We start from the raw sequence: 14,761 nt of genomic DNA, 5'->3' as shown, positions 1-14,761 counted from the left end.
TATAATGAAGTTCGTGTCAAAAATTCTTTTTGACACGAACCAATACCTACGGATTGTTCCGCCGCTTTTCGACTTTGAAAGCCTGGCATTGTCAGATTCCGTAAATTGCCATGAATGCTCCGGCAGCAACAGCTGTACCGATAACACCGGCAACGTTTGGTCCCATTGCATGCATCAGAAGGAAGTTGGTAGGATCAGCCTCAGCACCAACCTTCTGGGAAACACGGGCTGCCATAGGTACTGCAGATACACCAGCAGAACCGATAAGCGGGTTGATCTTGCCGCCTGTAAGCTTGCACATAAGCTTTCCAAGCATAACGCCTCCGAAGGTACCGCATGCAAATGCCACAAGACCTAATACAACGATTTTCAGAGTATCAACATTAAGGAATGCCTCAGCACTTGTGGATGCACCGACAGATGTTCCAAGAAGGATAACTACGATGTACATAAGTGCATTGGAAGCTGTCTCTGTAAGCTGTTTAACAACACCACACTCTCTGAACAGGTTACCAAGCATAAGCATACCAACCAGAGGAGCAGTTGTAGGAAGAATCATGCAGACAACGATTGTGATTACAATTGGGAAGAGGATCTTCTCAAGCTTGGATACAGGACGAAGCTGTTCCATTTTGATCTTACGCTCTTTCTCAGTTGTAAACAGTTTCATGATCGGAGGCTGAATGATCGGAACCAGTGACATATAGGAATATGCCGCTACAGCGATCGGTCCCATAAGAGCTGTCTGTCCAAGCTTACCGGCAAGGAAGATGGAGGTCGGGCCGTCAGCACCGCCGATGATGGAGATTGCTGCTGCTGCCTTACCATTGAATCCAAGGAAGATTGCAAGGAAATAAGCCATGTAGATACCAAGCTGTGCTGCAGCACCCATCAGGAAGCTCTTCGGGTTTGCGATCAGAGGACCGAAGTCTGTCATCGCACCTACACCCATGAAGATAAGGGATGGAAGAATACTCCACTCATCAAGGATATAGAAATAATGGAGAAGACCACCAACGCCGTTGGACATGTCTTCCGGATTAGCCATAATGTCCGGATAAATATTAACAAGGAGCATACCAAATGCAATAGGAACAAGAAGAAGCGGCTCAAATCCCTTTGCAATGGCAAGATATAAAAATACACAAGCAACCACGATCATCAGATAGTTACCCCATGTCAGGTTAAAGAACGCAGTCTGATGGATCAGGTTGGACAGAGTGTCTGCTACATAAGACATCTTATTACCTCCCGACTTAGTTCATTGTTGCCAGGGTATCTCCATTTTCTACAGAGGCACCTTCTGCAACATCAATGCTTGCAACGGTTCCGTCCTGAGGAGCTACTACCGGAATCTCCATCTTCATGGATTCCAGGATTACAATGTTGTCTCCGGCTTTTACAGCCTGTCCAACAGTTGCTGCGATTTTCAGAACTTTTCCAGGTACAGAAGCTGCAACTTTAACAGAGCCTGCTCCGGCTGCTGCTTTCGGAGCTGCCTTTGGTGCCGGTGCTGCCTTAGGAGCTGCTGCCGGTGCTGCAGCTGCTGGTGCGGATACGCTTCCTGTCTCTTCAACAGTTACTTCATATGCTGTTCCGTTAACGGTAATTGTATAACTTTTCATTTTAGGATCCTCCTGTACTTATCTTTTTTTACGATTGATTTTGCGGATGGAACGAACTACGAATCCATCAGTGGTGGTTCCCTCAGCTGCTGCAATAGCTGCTGCGATAACCGCGATCAGTTCTGTATCATCTGCCGGCTCCTCTACTACTGGTGCTGCCACCGGAGCAGGTGCAGGTGCTGCTGCAGCCTGAGCCTTTTTCTTTGCCTCCGGATTCGGAATGAATCGGAACAGGTAGATAAGGAAGCTCAGGAAAATAAGAACGATGAATACAATTGCAATACCCATGATGGTATTCATAACAGCTCTTCTTAAGGTCTCAGCCATGGAATACTGAACATCTACAGTAAGAGAGGTAGGTGCTCCTGTAGAGCCATCAAATACATAAACAAAGTTTGCATCTGCCTTTTCAAAGGAAGCCGGAACAGTAACGGTATATCCGTCATCAGAAGCCTTTACTTCCACTTCACCGCTTCTTTCCTTCAGGGCGCCAAGCTCTGCCTTGGAGCCAGCCCATGCAGACATTGCAGATGTTGTAAATGCATCGGAAGACTTGGAATAGTTCTCAATGTCCTCATCGCCAAGAGTAACGATGGTATCCGTAAGTCCCTCAGCAGTAGTGATCAGTGTCTGCTTTACAGTGTCGTCCACCTCTTCTGCCCATACTGCTGATGCGCCTGTAAGAGTGAGAACTGCCATCATAAGGAGTACTGTGCAAAGGGAGGATACTTTCTTAAAAATCTGTTTCATATGCTCCACCTCGCTTAGACCGTGCCGTGTTTCTTGGACGGACGTTCTTCCCTTTTTGTGAACAGCATTTCAAATGCTCCGATCACATATTTTCTTGTATCAGCCGGGCTGATAATGGTGTCAACATATCCTCTTGCTGCTGCGGAGGAAACGGAGTTCTGAAGCTCTCTGTACTCTCCTGCCTTCTCATTAAGAGCGGCTGCGTCATCGCCTGCATACATGATCTTCGCTGCAAGGTCTGCATCCATCATACCGATCTCTGCGTTCTCCCATGCGTATACCATGTCTGCGCCGATTGCCTTGCTGTTCATAGCTGTGTAAGCAGTTCCGAATGCTTTGCCGATGATCACGTTTACCTTCGGAACAGTCGCGTCTGCAAATGCATGAACCAGCTGTCCTACAGATTTCGCCATCATCTTCTCGCTGCATACAGTAGCCTCGAAGCCTTCTACATTGGTAAGAGTAAGTACCGGGATCTCGAAAGCGTCACAGAATTTCACGAATTCTGCTGCTTTTCTTGCGCCGCGTGCAGAAAGTCTTCCGTCAGACTCCCATGCCTTGTTGCCCTCAGCGTCATAGCTCTCGCTTCTGTTTGCAACAGCACCAACGGTAGCTCCGTTCAGTCTGATGAATCCAACCGCAACGTTCTTGCCATAGTCTGCTTTTACTTCGAAGAACTGTCCGTTGTCTGCGATTCTGGAAAGTGCAATGGCTGTGTCGCCTGTGCAGTTCTCAATGTCCTCGCATACGCGGTTTAAGTCGTCTGTGCACTCCATGTAGGAATCAGTGTCTTCGCAGTTAGATGGCAGATATGTTACGAGTTCACGGATCTTTCCAAGGATTTCATCCTCTGTGCCGATTCCGTCTACAAGACCTGTCTCTTCGCTCTGGAATTTGGCAGCAGATGTATCACATTTGGAGATATTGTTGCCGGCAAGGGCATTCGGGGTATTTACGAACAGTTTACCTTTCTTCTCTTCAACAAAGGTAAAGTCTGTCAGTGCCGGTACAAGTGCCATACCACCACCGCAGGTGCCGAAGATACCTGTGATCTGTGGGATCAGTCCGGAAGCCAGAGTCTGTTTCATATAGATCTCACCGAATGCTTCCAGCGCATCAGTTGCCTCCTGGAGACGCAGACCTGCACAGTCGATCAGGCCGATCACCGGAGCACCGGTCTTCATAGCCATATCATAAAGTCTGGTAATCTTCTTGGCATGCATTTCGCCTACGGTTCCGTTCAGTACGGAAACATCCTGGCTGTACACATACACCAGATTTCCATCAATCACACCATATCCGGTAATAACACCGTCTGAAGGTGCTTTTTTTTCAGTCATGTTGAAATCTGTATTTCTGGCTGTTACACTTTGGCCGATTTCAACAAAACTGTTCGCGTCCAGCAAAGAAGTGATTCTTGTGCCCGCTAAGCTTTGTGTTGTGTTACTCATTCTTTCTTGCCCTCCATTTTATAAAAATTTAAAAGTATAACCAAAAAATCTGCCGATTCTAATTGTACATTTTTTCACATAATTTTTCAATAGTTTTCCGTGTTTTTATGCAAAAAAATCCCTCGAAATTCGGGGGATTTTTTGATATATCATACATATTTTCTCTGGCTTTTCAGTGAAAAAAGTCATGAAACACTTTATTCACACACCAAAAATAGGTAATTTTGACGATATTGCGGTCTGCGGTTACAAAATAGTCATCCAGCACCAGTTCTCCGATGGAAAAGGTGACCTGGCCAATCTTCTGCCCTTTTTTCACAGGGGCAGCAAGTGACTTCTGGAGACGGACATTGCAGGTGACTTTTTCACTGTCCTTTAAAAGGACCTCTTTCTTTTTGTCGGAGTCTTCTGCCTGGATGACGCCTTTTATAAATGCAGCTTTCCCTAAGCCGGCTGACAGGTTTTGCTCGGACTGTGCCGGGCTCTCATCGGAAACGGTACTGTTTTCCGAAACGCCGTCCTTCACCTGGATTTCGGGAATGGCAGGCTCCTGCCAGTACACTTCTTTATGGAAGTTTTCCTTTCCATATTCCAGAAGCTTCATGGTGTCCTTCCATTTGTAGCTTTTGTTGTTGGGCCATCCGCAGCCAAGAAGAGCGATAATAAAGGTTCTGCCCTCATTTTTGCAGGCGCCCACATAACAGTAGCCTGCATTTCCTGTGAATCCGGTTTTCCCGGAAATGGCGTCCGGGGTCATGTCCAGAAAGGCGTTTGCATTGTGCACGGAAAACTGCCGGTTCCCGGAAAGGTCGTAAAAAGAATAATCTCTTGTCTGGGTAATGTGAAGAAAGGTTTTGTTTTTGATGGCGTAACTCATGATCAGGGCAAGGTCCCGGGCTGTGGTCTCATGAACACCTCCTGCATCTGCACCGTCCAGGCCGTTTGAAGTGACAAAATGGGTGCTGGTGCAGCCGATTTCCTTTGCTTTTTCGTTCATCATGTGGGCAAAGCCTTCCACAGAGCCGCCGATGTGCTCGGCAATGGCCACGGCAGTGTCGTTGTGGCTTTTCAGCATCAGGGAATAGAGAAGGTCTTCCAGGTAATACTGCTCCCCTTCTTTTAAGCCAAGCTTTACCTCGGGTTGGGCGGCGGCATTTTTGGAAACCATTACGTAGTCGTCGCCTTTTCCGTTTTCCAGGGCCAGGATGCAGGTCATCACCTTTGTGGTGCTGGCGTTCGGCCTGGCTGTGTAACCCTCTTTTTCGTAAAGCACTCTGCCAGAATCTCCGTCCATGAGAACAGCCGAAAGGGCATACAGGCTTCCGGGGCCATCTGTTTCGTTCATGTCCACCGCTGCCGGGATCATCTGTACCACGGTGCTCACTCCCTGAAGGTCTGCCGCCCCGGCGCTTGCGGATGCCTGCCCTACAGATACCGTCCCGGTGATCAGGATAAGAAGTCTGCAAAGAAATCTTTTTCCTTTTTTCTTCATATTCCACATCCCCTCATATTCAAACACGCTCTAATCTTCCATATATTCATTTTACGCAGACATGTCCGGGATATGACTCAGGGGCGGAGATTTCGAAGAATGTCCGCCCCCTGAAAAGATATTATCACCCGTTATAAGTTAAATTCCACCGATCTGATAACGGATGATCCTCCTTGGAAAGCTGATATAGCTCAAGCAGTTCCCCAGGCGCCTTTTTCACTTTCTCTTCAAACAGCCGGTTCAGTTCCTCTACAAGCTCCTTGCTGCCCCCTGCCGGATGGACCATCATGTAGTGGTCGATCAGGGCTGACTGGGCTTTATGGCCCCCCAGACTGGAAATTCTGGCCAGACGGGCACGTCTTGCGCCGCCGTCATCGCATACCAGCTGGTTGGTAATCCATTTCATAAGCTTCAGGCTCAGAAGAATATCCCCTGTTTTTACAAGGGGAAAGACCTTGTGGATTTCTTTTGCATTTCGCTCCTTTGCCGCGATGCATACGGAAGGATAATAGGTATAAGGGTCTTTCCCTGTTTCTTCCATAAGCAAGCGGTCAAACTCGATTTCCAGAAGACTGTGGGAAATCCGCCCCTTGTCGTGCATCTCGTTTACAAAAGGATGGCAGGCGGAATCCAGAAGATAATGGCAGCCAAAACCAAGAAGATAGGCAAGCAGGGCCTGATCCTTGGTCTCACGCACCTGACTCATTCCCTGGATGAAAAAGGCTCTGGCTTTTTCCTTATGCATCCGGTATCCAACGCCGCTGACATGATTTTTGAAAATAAAATAATAAAAGAAGATGTCCGGGCCGTGCAGTCCGATGCGGTACAGCTCCCCATTTTCCCTGATGACTTTTTTTACTTCTTCCGGCATCTGCCTGTATACTTTCTGTCCAAACAGATCATGTGCGTATGTTGTTGGCATTTTTATCCTCTCCTGTCTTATGCCGCAAAAGCTGCGGCTCATATGTTCCATCCTGCATCACTTAGCTTATACCGCTGGCAGCCTTTTATACGTCCAGCTTCAGCTGTATCTCTTCTTCTGCCTCCGCCTTGAAGTCTGCCATTTTCACCGGGTCCACAGAAGGAAGCTCTTCCAGGCCCTGCACGCCGAAGGTTCGAAGAAATTCCTCGGTGGTTCCAAAAAGGATGGGGCGTCCCGGTGCATCCAGTCTTCCAAGCTCTTTGACCAAATTATATTCCACCAGCTTGTTCACTGCGTGGTCGCTTTTTACCCCTCGGATCTTCTCGATCTCTGCCTTGGTCACCGGCTGCTTGTAGGCAATGATGGACAAAGTCTCCAGCATAACGTCGGTAAGTGCCGGCTTCTGGGGCTGCATGGCGATGCGGATCAGGCAGCCGTAATAGTCCCGCTTGGTGCAAAGCTGATAGGAATTTTCCAGCTCGATAATGTGGATTCCCCTGCCCTCATCCTGGTATTTGTCCATGAGATTGTGGATCAGCTTCTCTGTGGTGGCCTTGTCCTGCTGGATGGCTTTCGCGATCTGGCAAAGCTCCACCGCCTCTCCCATTGTAAACAGAATGGCCTCAATGGCTCCTTCTAATTGTCTGATTTCCATATATTATCCTTCCTCTGCAAATTCCGTGAGATTTTTCCAGGTTTCAGGATCAGTCACAACATCGATCTGGATGTCGTCAAAAATCTCCTCCTGCACCACATGGATGTGTCCCATTTTGATCAGCTCCAGCACGGAAAGGAAGGTGACGATCACCTGCACCTTGGAGCACTGCTTTTTCAAAAGGTCCTTAAAGCTGAACTTTCTGTGGGTCTTTGCAAATTCTTTCATCTCAAGCATTTTATCTGAAAGACTGACTTCTTCTTTTTCAATCCTGCCGAAACGGCTTCGGATGGGGTCCACCTTGTCTTCCTGCCTGCGGATGATGGACTGGTAAATGGCGTGGAGCTTTTCCAGGGTCAGCCCAGCCAGCAGTTCAGATGGATCCACAGGCTCCCGGTACTGAAGCACTTCCTCCGGCACGTCGGGAGCACGGTAATAGACTCCGCTGGCATCGTCCATTTTGTCCTTCAGCTCGTAAGACATGTATTTGTACATCTTATATTCCAGAAGCTTCTGGACAAGCTCGGCTCTTGGGTCTTCCTCCTCCCCTTCCTCGTTTACTTCTTTTGGAAGAAGCATCCGGCATTTGATGTCAAGAAGAGTGGCCGCCATAACCATAAACTCGCTCATCACGCCTAAGTCTTCTTTTTCCATGGCGTGAATGTATTCCATGTACTGGTCTGTGATCTCCACAATGGGGATGTCGTAAATGTCAATTTTATTTTTATCGATCAGGTGAAGGAGCAGGTCAAGCGGTCCTTCAAAAACATTTAGTTTTACGGAGATTGCCATGAGCTTTCCTTTCTTCCCTTAAGATTTCATTTCTATAAAAATCAGTTCTCTGGGGTTGTGGATCCGAAGGGGCATGGTGTGTTCCCCAAGCCCGGCGCTTACGATCATGCACTGCCCGTCCTGGTAAAAATCCCCGCAGCAGTACCTGGGAAAAGGCATGAGCTGGGGACTGATGGTGCCTATGTGCCTGGAAAAACGCAGCACGCCGCCGTGGTAGTGGCCGGACAGGATCAGGTCTGCGCCCCAGTTAAAATAGGTTCTGCCGTATTTGGGACTGTGGGCGAGGAGAATGTTTACCGCGTCCGGCTCCGGTTTTCCCATAAGCTGTTCCATTGCCTGGTCTGTAAGCTTTGGGGAGGTTGGCTTGTGATAATATTCTAAAGGAAGTTCCAGGCCGTTTATAACAAGGGAGGTGCCTTTTGCCTGGAATTCGTATTTCTCATTTGTCAGGATATGGACGCCAGCTTTCCTCAGGGACTGTTCGTATTCCAGATATTCGCTCTGGCAGGGATAGCCCTCTATTTTCATTTTGGATTCGTGATTTCCCAGACCATAGAAAACAGGAAAATCCTTTGCCAGGGAAATAAGAAGCTTCCGGGCGTTTTCCAGGGTGGATACATCTTTTCGCACAACCATGTCTCCAGCTACAAGAATGGCATCCGGCAGGTTTTCCCGGATTTTTGCCTGCAGGTCGCAGTTGTCTGTTCCAAATTCGCTGCCGTGAACATCCGCAAGGACGGCGAAACGCACGCTCTGGTTTTGTTTTATTTTGGGGTTGTGAACTTCGTAGGTTACAGTTCGGAATTCGCCCATAGGTCTCCTTTTGTGTTTTCTTTATTTTCCAAATCCGCAGTTGGGGAAGGTACAGACTTTACAGTTCAGGCAAAGGCCGCCTTCGCCATAGGCTGCCACTTCTTCGGCGAAAATTTCATCGTCTGCCATGATTCTTGGCAGAACAAGATCAAATACGGTTCGTTTCGCATACATGACGCATCCTGGCAGGCCAAGGATGGGAATGCGTTTGCCGTCTTTTTCGTAGTAAGCAATCAGAAGCATGGCGCCTGGAAGCACCGGGGCACCGTAGGTTACCACTCTGGCTCCGGTGTCGCGGATTCCTCCTGGGGTGCGGTCGTCCGGGTCAACGCTCATGCCGCCGCTGCAGATTACCATGTCTGCGCCCTGGTCTATAAAGGCCAGAATGTCGGCTGTAATCTGGGCTTTGTCATCTCCCGGGGTGGTCTGGCCGATAACTTCGGTCGGATATTCTGCCAGCTTGTCTTTCAGCACAGGGGTAAAGGTGTCCTGGATCAAGCCTTTTTTGACTTCGCTTCCGGTGGTGACGATTCCTACCTTTTTAAACTGATAGGGAAGAATGGAAAAAATGGGGTCCGGGCCTGCGGCTTCTACGGCTTTGTCCATTTTTTCTTTTTCGATCACAAGGGGGATGATGCGGGTTCCGGCCAGCTTGTCGCCTTTTTTTACAGGGAAATCACCGTGGCGGGAAGCGATCATCATCTCGCCGAGGGAGTTGACTGCCAGAAGGGCGTCACGGCGGATTTTCAGAACGCCGTCGGTGTCGGCTACCAGCTCGATTTTGCCTTCTTTTACATCAGTTCCGTGCATGGAGGGGCCGGCACAGATTTTGTAGAGGATGTCAGCGCCTTCGTTTTCATGAAGAATGCCTTCTTTCTTTTCCCAGACAAAGAGGTGCTCTTTGCCGACGGAGAGGAGGAGGGGGATGTCTTCTTCTTTTACAATGTGGCCTTTGGAGAAGAGGACGCCTTTTTTCTTATCTTTGATAATCTGGGTAATGTCGTGGCAGAGGATGTGGCCTACTGCGTCTTCGGTTCGGATTTCTTTCATTGTACGGTCTTCCTTTCGTAACTTTTACAATCCAGCTTTACAAAGCTTGGCGTATACGCCGTCTTTTTCCATCAGTTCCTGGTGGGTGCCTTCTTCTGCGATTCCGTCTTCGGTGAGGACCAGGATTCGTCTTGCGTTGCGGATGGTGGAAAGGCGGTGGGCGATGACGAAGGTGGTTCGGTTTTTGGCAAGACGTTCTAGGGACTCCTGGACTACCTTCTCGCTTTCGTTGTCAAGGGCAGAGGTTGCCTCATCGAAGATCAGGATGGGCGGATTTTTCAGGAATGCTCTTGCAATGGAAAGGCGCTGCTTCTGTCCGCCAGAAAGCTTCACGCCCCGCTGGCCGATATCCGTTGCGTAGTTATCCGGCATTTCCATAATAAAATCGTGGGCATTGGCAAGCTTGGCTGCGCGGATGACTTCCTCGTCTGTGGCATCCGGGCGGCCGTAGCGGATATTTTCCATAATGTTTCCTGCGAACAGATATACATCCTGCTGAACAATTCCAATCTGCTGGCGAAGGTCCTTCAGCTTGATCTTGCGGATGTCTTTTCCATCCAGATAAATGGCGCCCTCGGTTACATCATAAAATCTGGGGATCAGGCTGCACAGGGTGGTTTTGCCTGCGCCAGAGGTGCCCACAAGAGCAACATAATCTCCCGGCTTCACTTCCAGATTGACATTGGAAAGAACTTTGTCATCATGGTCCTCATAATGGAAGGAAACATTTTCAAAGCGAATGTCCCCGTCCACATGGTCTAACGGCACTGCATCCGGCGCGTCCTCAATATCCGGCGCAATGGACATCATTTCCAGGAAACGGTCGTAACCGCTGTAGCCGTTCTGGAACTGCTCAGTGAAGTTTACCAGTTTGGTAACAGGCTCGGTGAAGTTGTTGATATACAAAAGAAAGGTCACAAGGTCTGTGGCACTAATGCTTCCGGACGCAAGGAACATAGCACCGGAAACCAAGGCCGCAACTGTAATCAGGGTGGTAAAGGCATCCATGCCTGCGTGGTAGCCTGCCATGTAGCGGTAAGTCACTCTCTTGGCATCCACGAAGCGCTCATTTCCCTTGCGGAATTTCTCGATCTCACGCTTCTCATTTCCAAAGGATTTCACCACGCGGATTCCGGAAAGACTGTCCTCGATCTGGCTGTTGATCTCGCCCATGCGCACGCGGTTTTCCTTAAATGCGCTTTTCATTTTCTTATTGTAAACCAGCGCATAGATCAGCATAATGATTACAATGGCAAAGCAAAGCAGTGCCATCTGGGGCTTCACGTTCATCAGAATGATCAGCGCTCCGAACAGCTTGATCACGGAGATCAGAATATCTTCCGGTCCGTGATGCAGAAGCTCTGTAATATCAAATAAATCGCTTGTGATTCGGGAAAGCAGATGGCCTACTTTTTGATTATCGTAAAATGCGAAAGATAGCTTCTGATAGTGGCTGAAAATCTCGTTTCGCATATCGTGCTCAATGTAAGCGCCCATCATATGTCCGTAATAGGTGATAAAATAACGGCTTCCCAGCTGTACCAGGATCAATGCCAGCATTCCTATACCGATTTTCAGGATAATGGTTTTGGCTTCCTGGGCTGGCATTTCTCCCACTGTGCTCATAATATAGCGCACCAAAAGAGGGATCACCAGAGTTACTGCAGCTCCCAGAAATGCAAAAAACAAGTCTGCGAAAAACAGTCCCTTATATGGTTTATAGTATTGGGCCAGAAGCTTTAATTTGCCTGGCTCTTTTTTCTGCTGTTCCATGTGTTTTTCCTCCGGTTTTGCTGCTTTCATATATGGTGATGCCGCCAGCAGGCGACATGTCCTTTTTGTAAGATAGCAGCAAAAATTTTCATACAGAGTTTATTATAAACCGACAGGGACTGTTTTGTCAAAATGCTTCTGTAATTATTTTTTCCAGGCAGTTTTTGTAAGTGGCTTTTTCTATGGTTTCTGTGAAAAGCACATGGATTTCGCCTAATTTTCTGCCATTTTCGTAGTATTCCAGGGTTCCGGCAATGTCCCCTTCTTTTACAGGGGCCTGGACCTGGGGATTCAGATTCAGCTTCGTCTGGACATCGCCTATGGTTTTGCCGTCGCAGCTTAGATACTGGAAGGTTTTTTCATATTTTACTTCGGTTGTGGTTTTGGTTCCTTTTCGGACTTCGATGGAAGGGAGTTTTTCGGGGTTTTCATCGGTGTAGAGACTGCTTTTGGAAAAACCGTAGTTCAGCATGGCAGCCGCATCCTTGAAGCGGACCTTGTAGTCGGGCGCTGCCATGACTACGGAAATAAGAGTGATGCCGTTTCGGGCGGCAACTGCGGATACACAGTATTTGGCAAGGCTGGTGCTTCCGGTTTTGAGGCCGACACAACCCTCGTAGCTTCGAAGAAGCTTGTTAGTGTTGGTCAGGCCGAATTCCTTGGAGCCCTGTCTGGTGACGTGAGTGATATTTTCCATCCAGATGGAGGAATATTCCAGTATTTTGGGATATTTAGTGATCAGCTCCCGGCTCATCAGGGCGATGTCCCGGGCAGTGGTGTAATGGTCGGTAGAGTCTGTCAAGCCGCAGCAGTCCACGAAATGGGTGTTTTCCATGCCAAGACCTGCTGCCCGCTCGTTCATCTGACGGACAAATTCCTGCTCGCTGCCGCCGATGTGCTCCGCCATTGCCACACTGGCGTCGTTGCCGGATGCGATCACAATGCACTTAATCATGGTTTCCACATCCTGGGTTTCCCCTTCTTCTAAGAAAACTTGGGAGCCGCCCATGGATTTGGCGTAGGCACTGGTGGTAACGGTGTCGGTCATTTTCAGGGTGCCATTTTCCAGAGCATCAAAAATCAGGATCAGGGTCATGATTTTTGTGATGCTGGCAGGGCTGCGGCGGGTGTCCGGGTCTTTTTCGTAGATCACGGTGCCGGTGGTGGCTTCCATGAGAAGCGCGGAAGGGGCCTGGATGAGGGTGTCGTCGGTGGCTGGGATCTGGGGCGAGGCGTTTTCCTGCTGCGTATCCGTATCCGAAGTATTGTCTCCGGTATTTTCTTCCTGGCTATTGTCTTCCTGGAAAAGAACAGCCGTATCCCAGCTATTTTTCCCCGCATACTCATAAATTGCTCTCCCGGAATCCCCCACATACCCATATGTAATCCGGCAGCCCGGACCAGTTAACAGGCTGCCGATCAAAACAGGAAGAACTGCTTTTTTTATTGCCTTAAGAAACATAGATTGTCTCCTTGAAAAACAGATTCTATTCTATTTTAAATCCCGCAGGGGGATTTTATGCATGGAATGTACATAAAATAGAATGCCTTTCAAAGATAAATGCCCGGAATTGTCAAAGAAAAAGTTTTCCATTTCCATGTATCTCTTTTCCTTTCCAATTCCAGGCATTAAAATTTACGTCAATATCTTTAGATATGGTTTGTTTCCCGCTTCTCCAAATGATACAGCAGATCAAAAGCTGATAAGCAAACTACTGTATAAATCACCTAAGTTACTCTTTTTTTCTGTAATCTGGCAAGTTCCTCTTGCAAGTGCAGAATTTCCTGCTGTAAACGTAGATTCTCTTTTTCTGCTTCATCAGCTCTCTTCTTTTCTCTTTGCGTATTTCGTCTTTCAGCCTGAATGTCCATTTTCTCCATATTTTCAAACAGATATCCCATTCCACGACCTCCAATCTCGCCCACCATCTCTTTTGCATCCTTATATTATCATGGTACACTTTATAAGACAAGAATAATTATCACTCCGTCAAGGACGTTCCGTAAACTTTCAGCATTGTTGCTATAATAATGACATTGTATTGACAGCAAACGAACGCTTGAGTATACTATACTTGAATGGAGGTGTTCTATATGGCAACAACTAATTTAAATATTCGCATAGACAAAACAATCAAAGATCAGGCAGAGGAAATTTTCAATGAGCTTGGCCTGAATATGACAACTGCTGTAAATATGTTCCTGAGAACCGCTATCCGTGAACATGGTATTCCTTTTGAATTAAAACTGGAAGTACCGAATGATACTACAGCTGCTGCCATTGAGGAAGGCAGAAAACTACTGAATGACCCTTCTGCCCCTAGATATTCCAGTATGGATGCTCTTAAGGCGGCACTTGATGTATGAAATATGATGTTCAGTTTACCACGCAGTTTAAAAAAGATCTGAAACTTGCTAAAAAGCAAAACAAGAATCTTGATAAGCTGTTTGAGGTAATCAATGTTCTGGCGAATGGCGGTACGCTGGAAGCAAAATACAGGGACCATGATCTTACAGGCAACTATAAAGGCACGCGTGAATGTCACATTGAACCAGATTGGCTGCTCATTTATGAAATTCAGAACAATATTTTAGTACTAATGCTTTACAGGCTCGGTACACACTCAGAGCTATTCAAGAAGTAGTTTAAGAAAACGGCATAGCATAAGAAAAGCATCTATCAGAAATGGTAGGTGCTTTTCTTACAGGTAATAAACAGGCTCCTTGGAACTTCTATAAAACAAGAATCGTAATCACTCCGCCAAGGATGTTCCGTAGGCTTTCTTCAGCTCTTCTTTCGTCATCTCCTGGACCTTAAATGTGGCGGTTCCATCGCTGCTTTCCCAGGTGATATGCAGACAGTTTTTGCCTTCTGCTTTTACGTCTCCGTATATGGTCAGTCCTGTATTTGCGAACCAGATCGCATAAACTGGTTTTCCTTTCCACATCCAGGCTTTCTGCTCTTCATTGTATTCCAAACCTAACGCCTTATATAGATAGCTATCGACTTCGGCCCAACATTCAATCTGGCCTGCAACCGAATTTTCCGCTGCCTCTGTATCCGCTTTTTTTTCGGGATTTTGTCCATCCTGTACAGTCGTGATCGTAAAATCCTCTGCTGCTGATTCTATGGCATTTCCCTGCTCGGCTGCTGTCACTTCATCAGACTCATCTGTCACAGTATCCGTGTCCCCATTTTTATAAATTTTAATCACAAGTTTTCCGTCTGCATCCATATAGCTCTCTGTATATGCCCATGCTGCCTGAGATGCTCCTGCCACACCGGCTGTTCCCAGAATTGCGGCACAGATTCCAAGTGCCAGCCCTTTTCTTCTGCATCTTTTTCCTGATTTGCCAGCGGTTAAGCCGTAAGCGTTCTTTCCTGTAAATACTGTTTTCTTCATAAAAAATGCTCCTTTCTTCTTTTGGGAATGTGTT

General features: G+C 47.5%; 16 protein-coding genes. 2 read left to right on the top strand and 14 right to left on the bottom strand.

Annotated features, from left to right (window positions below; translation table 11 throughout):
• Positions 1–91 precede the first annotated feature (91 nt).
• The 13 genes from H8S54_RS06580 to H8S54_RS06520 all read right to left on the bottom strand — a co-directional run bounded on the left by H8S54_RS06580 (position 92) and on the right by H8S54_RS06520 (position 13,225).
• The gene (locus H8S54_RS06580; protein ID WP_173717749.1) at positions 92–1,240 is read right to left on the bottom strand and encodes a sodium ion-translocating decarboxylase subunit beta; all 1,149 of its coding nucleotides are present in this window, start codon (positions 1,238–1,240) and stop codon (positions 92–94) included.
• Between the two features lie 16 nt (positions 1,241–1,256).
• Positions 1,257–1,625: a biotin/lipoyl-binding carrier protein gene (locus tag H8S54_RS06575; protein WP_117851891.1), complete on the bottom strand. Its 369-nt coding sequence runs from the start codon at positions 1,623–1,625 to the stop codon at positions 1,257–1,259.
• An 18-nt stretch (positions 1,626–1,643) separates the two neighbouring features.
• Entirely contained in the window at positions 1,644–2,375 is a 732-nt protein-coding gene (locus H8S54_RS06570; protein WP_117851896.1) for an OadG family transporter subunit, read from the bottom strand.
• 14 nt (positions 2,376–2,389) lie between these two features.
• Positions 2,390–3,826 carry an acyl-CoA carboxylase subunit beta gene (locus H8S54_RS06565; RefSeq protein ID WP_117851900.1) on the bottom strand — a complete coding sequence of 479 codons (1,437 nt, stop codon included), beginning with the start codon at positions 3,824–3,826 and terminating at the stop codon, positions 2,390–2,392.
• A gap of 172 nt (positions 3,827–3,998) precedes the next feature.
• A complete protein-coding gene (locus H8S54_RS06560) occupies positions 3,999–5,318 on the bottom strand; it encodes a D-alanyl-D-alanine carboxypeptidase family protein (RefSeq protein ID WP_243176669.1) in 1,320 nt (439 codons plus the stop codon).
• Positions 5,319–5,442: 124 nt separating this feature from the next.
• The gene (locus H8S54_RS06555; protein WP_117851904.1) at positions 5,443–6,240 is read right to left on the bottom strand and encodes a zinc dependent phospholipase C family protein; all 798 of its coding nucleotides are present in this window, start codon (positions 6,238–6,240) and stop codon (positions 5,443–5,445) included.
• An 85-nt stretch (positions 6,241–6,325) separates the two neighbouring features.
• Positions 6,326–6,895 carry an SMC-Scp complex subunit ScpB gene (gene scpB, locus H8S54_RS06550; protein WP_021926263.1) on the bottom strand — a complete coding sequence of 190 codons (570 nt, stop codon included), beginning with the start codon at positions 6,893–6,895 and terminating at the stop codon, positions 6,326–6,328.
• Positions 6,896–6,898: 3 nt separating this feature from the next.
• Positions 6,899–7,687 (bottom strand): segregation and condensation protein A, encoded by a 789-nt coding sequence (locus H8S54_RS06545; protein WP_021926264.1) that lies wholly within the window; start codon positions 7,685–7,687, stop codon positions 6,899–6,901.
• An 18-nt stretch (positions 7,688–7,705) separates the two neighbouring features.
• Positions 7,706–8,500 (bottom strand): metallophosphoesterase, encoded by a 795-nt coding sequence (locus H8S54_RS06540; RefSeq protein ID WP_021926265.1) that lies wholly within the window; start codon positions 8,498–8,500, stop codon positions 7,706–7,708.
• Between the two features lie 21 nt (positions 8,501–8,521).
• Complete coding sequence (locus tag H8S54_RS06535) at positions 8,522–9,550, bottom strand: molybdopterin-binding protein (RefSeq protein ID WP_117851908.1); 1,029 nt, start codon at positions 9,548–9,550, stop codon at positions 8,522–8,524.
• 24 nt (positions 9,551–9,574) lie between these two features.
• Positions 9,575–11,323, bottom strand: a complete 1,749-nt coding sequence (locus tag H8S54_RS06530; RefSeq protein WP_186901139.1) for an ABC transporter ATP-binding protein — start codon at positions 11,321–11,323, stop codon at positions 9,575–9,577.
• 127 nt (positions 11,324–11,450) lie between these two features.
• Positions 11,451–12,785 (bottom strand): D-alanyl-D-alanine carboxypeptidase family protein, encoded by a 1,335-nt coding sequence (locus tag H8S54_RS06525; RefSeq protein ID WP_186901138.1) that lies wholly within the window; start codon positions 12,783–12,785, stop codon positions 11,451–11,453.
• 266 nt (positions 12,786–13,051) lie between these two features.
• The gene (locus H8S54_RS06520) at positions 13,052–13,225 is read right to left on the bottom strand and encodes a hypothetical protein (protein ID WP_186901137.1); all 174 of its coding nucleotides are present in this window, start codon (positions 13,223–13,225) and stop codon (positions 13,052–13,054) included.
• Between the two features lie 192 nt (positions 13,226–13,417).
• Between H8S54_RS06520 and H8S54_RS06515 the strand changes: the two genes are divergently transcribed.
• Positions 13,418–13,690 (top strand): type II toxin-antitoxin system RelB/DinJ family antitoxin, encoded by a 273-nt coding sequence (locus H8S54_RS06515; protein ID WP_021926272.1) that lies wholly within the window; start codon positions 13,418–13,420, stop codon positions 13,688–13,690.
• On the top strand, positions 13,687–13,968 hold the full coding sequence (locus H8S54_RS06510) for a type II toxin-antitoxin system YafQ family toxin (RefSeq protein ID WP_021926273.1): 282 nt from the start codon (positions 13,687–13,689) through the stop codon (positions 13,966–13,968). Before H8S54_RS06515 ends, H8S54_RS06510 begins: the two co-directional genes overlap by 4 nt.
• Positions 13,969–14,076: 108 nt before the next feature.
• Here the strand turns inward: H8S54_RS06510 and H8S54_RS06505 are convergent, their stop codons facing one another.
• Positions 14,077–14,727: a hypothetical protein gene (locus tag H8S54_RS06505; RefSeq protein ID WP_186901136.1), complete on the bottom strand. Its 651-nt coding sequence runs from the start codon at positions 14,725–14,727 to the stop codon at positions 14,077–14,079.
• Positions 14,728–14,761 lie beyond the last annotated feature (34 nt).

Source organism: Blautia segnis (genome assembly GCF_014287535.1).
GTDB classification, from domain to species: Bacteria; Bacillota; Clostridia; order Lachnospirales; family Lachnospiraceae; genus Blautia_A; species Blautia_A acetigignens.
This window is presented reverse-complemented; position numbering and strand designations above follow the sequence as displayed.